The organism is Agromyces sp. NPDC056965 (assembly GCF_042673425.1).
Classification (GTDB): domain Bacteria; phylum Actinomycetota; class Actinomycetes; order Actinomycetales; family Microbacteriaceae; genus Agromyces.
On the sequence record NZ_JBHURI010000127.1, the window covers coordinates 1 to 7,199 of the forward strand.

General features: G+C 71.6%; 6 protein-coding genes. 2 read left to right on the plus strand and 4 right to left on the minus strand.

Annotated features, from left to right (window positions below; translation table 11 throughout):
• Window positions 1–46 precede the first annotated feature (46 nt).
• On the minus strand, window positions 47–3,058 hold the full coding sequence (locus ACFTQE_RS19400; RefSeq protein WP_376926605.1) for a glycosyl hydrolase: 3,012 nt from the start codon (window positions 3,056–3,058) through the stop codon (window positions 47–49).
• Window positions 3,059–3,262: 204 nt separating this feature from the next.
• Between ACFTQE_RS19400 and ACFTQE_RS19405 the strand changes: the two genes are divergently transcribed.
• Together ACFTQE_RS19405 and ACFTQE_RS19410 are read left to right on the plus strand one after the other, a co-directional pair.
• Complete coding sequence (locus ACFTQE_RS19405; RefSeq protein ID WP_376926606.1) at window positions 3,263–3,961, plus strand: amidase domain-containing protein; 699 nt, start codon at window positions 3,263–3,265, stop codon at window positions 3,959–3,961.
• 64 nt (window positions 3,962–4,025) lie between these two features.
• Window positions 4,026–4,742, plus strand: coding sequence for an amidase domain-containing protein (locus ACFTQE_RS19410; RefSeq protein ID WP_376926607.1), 717 nt, complete (start codon window positions 4,026–4,028; stop codon window positions 4,740–4,742).
• Here the strand turns inward: ACFTQE_RS19410 and ACFTQE_RS19415 are convergent.
• Genes ACFTQE_RS19415 through ACFTQE_RS19425 form a run of 3 tightly spaced genes read right to left on the minus strand, consistent with a single transcriptional unit; the run spans window position 4,721 to window position 7,105 of the window.
• A complete protein-coding gene (locus ACFTQE_RS19415) occupies window positions 4,721–5,167 on the minus strand; it encodes a DUF1294 domain-containing protein (protein ID WP_376926608.1) in 447 nt (148 codons plus the stop codon). The two genes, ACFTQE_RS19410 and ACFTQE_RS19415, sit on opposite strands and share 22 nt — an antisense overlap.
• Before the next feature lie 22 nt (window positions 5,168–5,189).
• A complete protein-coding gene (locus ACFTQE_RS19420; protein WP_376926609.1) occupies window positions 5,190–6,239 on the minus strand; it encodes a sugar phosphate isomerase/epimerase family protein in 1,050 nt (349 codons plus the stop codon).
• Window positions 6,236–7,105 (minus strand): sugar phosphate isomerase/epimerase family protein, encoded by an 870-nt coding sequence (locus tag ACFTQE_RS19425; protein WP_376926610.1) that lies wholly within the window; start codon window positions 7,103–7,105, stop codon window positions 6,236–6,238. Before ACFTQE_RS19425 ends, ACFTQE_RS19420 begins: the two co-directional genes overlap by 4 nt.
• Window positions 7,106–7,199 lie beyond the last annotated feature (94 nt).

Here is a 7,199-nt window from a genome sequence, read left to right on the forward strand (position 1 = left end):
GTCGCGGCATCCGCTCGTGCTGTCGTCGTGCTGCCGGCGACCCCGGTCAGCGCACCTCCGCCACGCCGTACGGGCGGATGACGACCGGGCCGAGCAGGCCGTAGTCCGCGCGCTTCACGACGCCGTAGACCTTCGGGTTCACGACCCGCAGGCGGTTGATGAGCGTCGAGGCGACCTCGACCTCGATGGTGTTGTTGCCGGGATGGGCGAACTCGCTGATGTCGACGGTCGGGTCGGTGAGGTCGCGGTCGTCGACGAGCTTGCCGTTGACCCGCACGCGGAAGGTGTCGACCACGCGGCCGAGCTCGAGGCGGATGCCGGCGCCCGACGTCTTCCACTCGCTGCCGAGCTTGACGCGCGTCGTGTACCGCCCGATGCCCGAGGTGTCGGCGAGCCCGGGGATCGCACTCCACGGCGCGAGGCCCGAGAGCGGCACCTCGACCACGGGCTTGGCCGTCTCGGTCGACGAGGCGCCGGGCTGCCAGTCCTCCACGCTGAGCGTCCACGAGGTGAGCTCGATCGGCGCCGGCAGCGCCTTCACCGTCGCGCTCGCCGTGCGACCGTCGGCGAAGCGCACCGAGAAGCGGCCCGGGGCATCCGTCACGAGCTCCACGCCCTTCTTCGCGGCACGCACCGACCGTGCATCGGTCTCGACGACCTGCACGCTCGGCGCCTGCTTGCCCGCCCAGTCGCGCGGCGCCAGTACGACGACCGTCGACTGCGCCGGCTGCAGGCGCACGCGCACCGTGACCCGCGCACCGTCGCGGCGGTACGCGACGAGCGGCCGCACCTCGCCCGACCAGGCGTCGAGCTCGTAGGGCACGCTGTCGGCGTGCTCCGCCGTGAGGACGACGTCGTGGTCGATGGGCACGAGCTTGTCCTTCGCGGGATTGTGCTTCGCGTTCACGAGGTAGTAGTAGTCGACGCCGCCGTCGACCCGGCGGATGTGCTTGAGGTTCGACGTCTCGTGATCGACGTCGGGCGCGACGCCGAGGCTCGCGAGCGCGACCGGGATGTCGGCGTTCGCCGGGGCGAGCGCGACCGACGGCGAGTTGCGCAGGGCGGTGACGATCTCGGCGACCCGGGAGTTCTGCTCGGCCGAGCGGAAGCCGACGGCCGCGGGCTTCGACCAGTCGCCGAACAGCACGATCGGCAGCCCGGCGTCGGCGAAGCCGAGCAGTCGCTCCGCGGTCGCGACCGTGAGGGTCGCCTCGTTGCCGCGGAAGCGGTCGATGTCGACGATCACGGCCTTGTACGCGCCGCCCTCGGGGGCGAGCCGGCCGCCCGCGAGCACCGCGCCCTCGCGCTCGAGGCTCGACCCGGTGAGGAACCCGTGCGTCCAGCCGACCGGGATGCCCGATGCGGTCGCCCACGGAGCGCCGATGCCGGTCTGCGCCCAGCCCTTCTGCCGCAGGAACACGAGGTCGTAGCGGGGGCGCCCGGTGCGGAGCACCCACTGCGTGCGGGCGAGGTACGCGGCGAGGTCGGGCATGTGCGCCCAGACCGGCATCCGCGGGCCCCACGCCTCGGAGTAGCCGACCGAGTCGTTGTAGTACGGGCTGAAGGCGGCGAAGCCCGGCCAGCCGGCGCCCGGCGCGCTCGCGTACGGGAACCCGTGCAGCACCGACTGGTTGACGCCGCCCGCGAACATCTCACCGTGCGTCGTCAGCACCTCGGTGATCGTCGCGGAATACGACTTGCCGAGGTAGGCCGCCGACTCGCACGAGAGGATCGTGTGGCCCGCGATGTCGCGTCCGCTCGCGAGCACCCGGTAGTCGTCGACGTTCTTGGCGCCGAGCGACTCGGTCTCGGGGATGTCGACGATGCCGGCCTGGTCGATCGAGTCCTGCTCGAGCCCGTAGGCCTGCACCCGGTACTCGAGGCCGTGCGAGTGCGCCCAGTCGCGGAAGGGCACGAGGTGGTGCTCGGAGTAGAGGTCGCTGAGCACCTGGTTGACATCGTCGCGCACGCGCGTCGTCACGATGTCGTCGAAGTCGTAGAGGTACTTCTCCTTCAGCTCGATGACGACGGGCAGGAACGGCGCGAGCTCGTAGCCCTGGCGCGCGCTGAACTCCTCGGGCAGGCGACGGGTCCAGATGGTCGCCTCGGTCTCGATCTCGAGCGAGTCCTCGAAGAAGGCGCCGCCGGCCTCGGCGAGCAGCTTCGACATGCGCGCCGAGATGATCTCCGACTCCCAGAAGTCGATGACGGCCTGCGCGCCGGCCGAACTGAAGTGGTCGACGACGTACGACGTCGGGTTGGTGTGCGCGCCGCCCTCGGCGAGCTGACCCGAGCCGCGTCGCCAGAACGCGAAGAGCACCCAGCTCGCCGTGCCGTCGGGCGCGGTCCACTCGACCGCCCCGTCGACGACCGCGTCGGTGAGGTCGACTCCGCTCGAGCGCCGCAGCACGATGTTGCCCTTGGCCGGCTTCGTGACGATCTCGAAGGCCTGCACCGAGAGCAGCAGCGCCTCGGTGACGCCGTGCTCCGCACCGATCGCCGGCGCCGGAACGGCACCGCTGTGGGCCTGGCCGGGCGCGAGCTCGACGACGCCGTGCACGAGTTCGGTGAGGGCGGCCTCGTGCTGCGGCGTGATGGTCGGAACGGCGGCCGGCCACGAGGGGCCGAGCGTGATGTCGAGGCGGATGTCGCGGCGCTTCGCCTGCGCGAGGGCGGCCTCGACCGCCTCGCACCACCGCTCGCCGCCCCACGGGAACCCATCGACGTCGAGGTCGCCCGAGGCCACGCTGTGGTGCACATCGGCGATCTCGAGGCCGCCGAATCCGGCATCGGCGACCTGGTCCACCTCACGCACGATCTCGTCGATCTCGACCTGGCCGTTCGGCCACCACCAGCGGAACTTCGGGGCGACCGAGGTGCCGGGCTCGGCGAACTCGGAGATGCCGAAGGCGTTGCCCTTGCCTGCGGGGAGCACCGAGGCGGCAGCCGCGCCCGCCGGCTGCGGTGCGGCGTTCGCGACGAGCACCCCGGCCGCGGCCGCCGCCGAGTAACCGAGGAGCTGTCGCCTCGAGATCGAGAAGTCGTTGAAGGTCGCCATGCCTGCCTTTCGGGCACGGCGGGCGTCGATGCACAGCGCCGTGCGAGATGTATTGAATCGATTCAGTCCGATCGATGCCCCCACCCTATTCGCGAGGACGAATCGGGGTCAACTCGATGACGCCCGATGCCGTCGCACGCCGGTTCCGCCTGAACCGCGCCCTCGATCGGCGGCTTCGGAGCATCGGCGCCTACGGTTGATGGAGTGAAGCAGCAGCCCGAACGCCCCGCCCGCGAGATCTACCTGCGGCGGCGCATCATCGTGGGCGGAGCAGCGCTCGTCGCAGTCGCGCTCATCGCCTGGCTCGTCTTCGCGATCGTGGCGGCGGCCATCGCCGCCGCCGCGCCCACCGGGCCCGGCACGCAGGGAGGCGACGGCAGCCACCCGAACGAGGCGGCGCTCGAGCTCGATCCCGAACTGCCGGCGCCCGTGCTCGACCAACTCCAGTACGTGCGCGAGCGATGGGACGCCGACTCGAGCGAGCGGTACGGCGTGCTCGGCGTCGACGACTGCGTGAACTTCACCTCACAGTCCCTCATCGAGCGCGGCTGGGAGGTCGACGACGAATGGTGGTACTCGGAGGACGGAGACGCCTACGCCCACTCCCCCGCGTGGCGCTCGTCGACGCTCTTCCGCGACTACCTCGCCTCCCACCCCGAACGGGCGACGGCGCTGTCCGACGCGCAGCGCGCGAGGGTGAAGCCCGGCGACATCGTGCAGTTCGACTGGGACGATTCGGGCGACCGCGACCACACGGCCATCGTCACCGCGGTGCGCGAGGGCGACGACGGGCGGATCGACGTCTACTACGGCGGGCACACCGACGCGACGTGGGATCGCTCGGTCGACGACCACCCGAAGCATCCCGAGACGAAGGTGTACTACTGGAGCGTCGCGGACTGAGCCGTCCGCACCACTCGTTCGCGCACGGATCACCCGCCCAGCTTCGTTTCGTACCCTGAAGCGGATGTCCCCCACCCCGAACGACCACACCCCCCGCCGCCCTCGCCCCCGCTTCGTCATCGCGCTCGGCCTCGTCGGCGCCCTCGCCCTCTCCGGCGGAATCTGGGCGATCGTCGCGGCGAACTCGAGTCGCACCGACGCCGTCGCCGCCGACACGATGACCGCCCCTGAAGGCGACGACGGGCGCGAGGCATCCGCCGCCGACTCCGAGGTCGCCGACTTCTCGGACTACTCCGACGGTGTCGCCGCCCAGCTCTCCTACGCGTTCGAGCACTGGGGCGACACCGAGAGCGACACCTACGGCTACATCGACGAGAACGACTGCGTGAACTTCACGAGCCAGACGCTGCTCGCCAGGGGCTGGGTCGAAGACGACGAGTGGTGGTACGACGGCTCGGGCGACGCGTACGCGAGCGCCGACGCCTGGATCAGCTCGACGGCCATGCGCGACTACCTCGAGGAGCACCCCGAGCGGGCGACGGCCCTCACCGACGACGAGCGCTCGTCGGTGAAGGTGGGCGACGTCGTGCAGTTCGACTGGGACGACTCGGGAGATCGGGACCACACCGGCATCGTGACCTCCGTCGAGACGGAAGCCGACGGGTCGATCACGATCCGCTACGCCGGCCACACCGACCCCACGTGGGACCGCTCGGTCGACTGGGCGATCACCGAACTGCACCCCGGCGGCGTCGCGTACTACTGGAGCATTCCCGAGTAGTCGAACTCGGGCATGCGCAGTCCGGCCTGCAGCAGGCCGATGAACGCGGCGAGCACGAGCGCGTTGACCACGACCGTCAGCCAGAACGCCCGACGGAAGCTGCGCTTGCGCGTCTTGTGGCGGAAGAGCTGCTGGGCGACGAGCGCGCCCGGCCAGCCGCCGACGACGCCCATCACGAGCAGCGCGGACTCCGAGGTGCGCGGCGCACCGCGCTTCGCCGCCCGCTTGTCGAGGCCGTAGGCGACGAAGGCGACGATGCTCACCACGCCGTACGACGCCGGAACCCACCAGGGCAGGCCGGCGGCCACGACGGCGACCGCGAGCGCCACGGCGAAGACCGCCAGCACGGTCCAGCTCAGCGCCGACGGCAGCGGCCGCGAGAGGTCTCGATCGGGGCGGCGGGGCGGATTCGGGGCGAGGCGCACAGGCCCGATCGTACGTGTTCCGCTACTGGTTCGAGAACGCCGCGTCGAACGAGGCGGTCGGCTTCGGCCAGAGCAGCGACCGGATGAATCCGACCGCCTCCGCCGCACCGTGCAGGCGGTCCATGCCCGCGTCCTCCCACTCGACCGAGATGGGTCCGGCGTAGCCGATCGCGTCGAGCGCGCGGAACGAGTCCTCCCACGGCACGTCGCCGTGGCCCGTCGAGACGAAGTCCCAGCCGCGACGCGGATCGCCCCACGGCAGGTGCGAGCCGAGCACGCCCGCACGCCCGTTCGCCGGGCGCATCCGCGTGTCCTTGCAGTCGACGTGGTAGATGCGGTCCTTGAAGTCCCAGATGAAGCCCACGGGGTCGATGTTCTGCCACATCATGTGCGACGGGTCCCAGTTGAACCCGAACGCCGCCCGGTGCCCGATCGCCTCGAGCGTGCGCACCGAGCTCCAGTAGTCGTACGCGATCTCCGACGGGTGCACCTCGTGCGCGAACCGCACGCCCTCGGCGTCGAAGACGTCGAGGATCGGGTTCCAGCGCGCCGCGAAGTCCTCGAAGCCCGCGTCGATCACCGAGGCGGGCACGGGCGGGAACATCGCGACGTACGGCCAGATCGACGAGCCGGTGAACCCGACGACCGTGTCGACGCCGAGCGCCCGGGCCACGCGCGCCGAGCGCTTCATGTCCTCCGCTGCGCGCTGCCTGACCCCCTCCGCATCGCCGTCGCCCCAGGTGTACGGGCGCACGATCGCCTCGTGACGGAAGTCGATGGGGGCGTCGCACACGGCCTGCCCCGTCAGGTGGTTCGAGATCGCGAAGACCGCCAGCCCGTGGCGCTCGAGGATCTCGCGGCGCTCGTCGAGGTAGCCGGGCTCCTCCTCGGCGCGCTTCAGGTCGAGGTGGTCGCCCGAGCATGCGATCTCGAGGCCGTCGTAGCCCCATTCCGCCGCGAGTCGCGCGACCTCGGCGAACGGCAGGTCGGCCCACTGCCCGGTGAAGAGGGTCACCGGGCGGGTGGCGGGCGCCGCGGCATCCGTCGGTGCTGGACGCTGTTGCTCGGTCATGCTCGCTCCCGTTCGTCTTGGAGGGCGGTCAGGTAGCGGATGCTCCGCGCCGCCAGTTCGTCCTGCGATGCGGCGAGAGGCCGCCACACCGATGCGGCGACCGCGATCGTGTCGTTGTCGCCCGTGAAGCTCTCGAGGCCGAGGGGTCCCGCGTAGCCGACGTCGTCGAGCGCGTCGAGGAATGCCGGCCAGTCGATGTGGTCGTCGCCGACCGCGCCGCGGTCGTTGCCGCAGACCTGCACGTAGGCGAGGTGCTCGCCCGCGAGGCGGATCGCGTCGCCGACGCGCCGCTCCTCGATGTTCAGGTGGTAGCTGTCGAGGGCGAGGCCCAGCCCGGGGCCGAGGAGTGGACCCAGCGCCTCGAGCGCCTGCTCGACGGTGTTGACGAGGCTCGTCTCGTAGCGGTTCAGCGGTTCGATCGCGAGGCGGATGCCGCTGCGCTCCGCCGCCCGCACAACCGGCCCGAGGCTGCCCTGGAGCTCGCCGTACCGGGCGGCGCGCTCTTCGGCGTCCATGCGCCAGGTGCGCCCGGTCGCGGCCGTGAAGGGGCCGGCGACCACGCGTGCGCCGAGCCGCTCGGCGACCCCGAGGCAGTGAACGAGGTAGTTCTGGGTGGCGACGATCTCGGAGCCGGGCGCCGCGATGAGGTTGCGGCCGGGGCCCATCGCGCCGATCACGACGGGGGCGAGCCGGTGTTCGCGGAGCACCTCGGCCGCGGTGTCGGGCGACCAGTCGCCCGGCGACTCGACCGGCAGCTCGATCGCACCGAAGCCCATGCCGGCGGCCTTCGCGGCGAGCTCGGCGAGCGAGTCGTCGCCGAGCGGCGAGGTCCAGACCCAGGTGTTGACGCCGATGATGCGGCGCATGCTGCCTCCTTGCGAGCGTGCGGTCGAACGTGCGGCCGGGCGGCGACGGGGGTGCCGGCGGTGAGGACGAACGGCCGGCCGGTGCCCTCCAGGG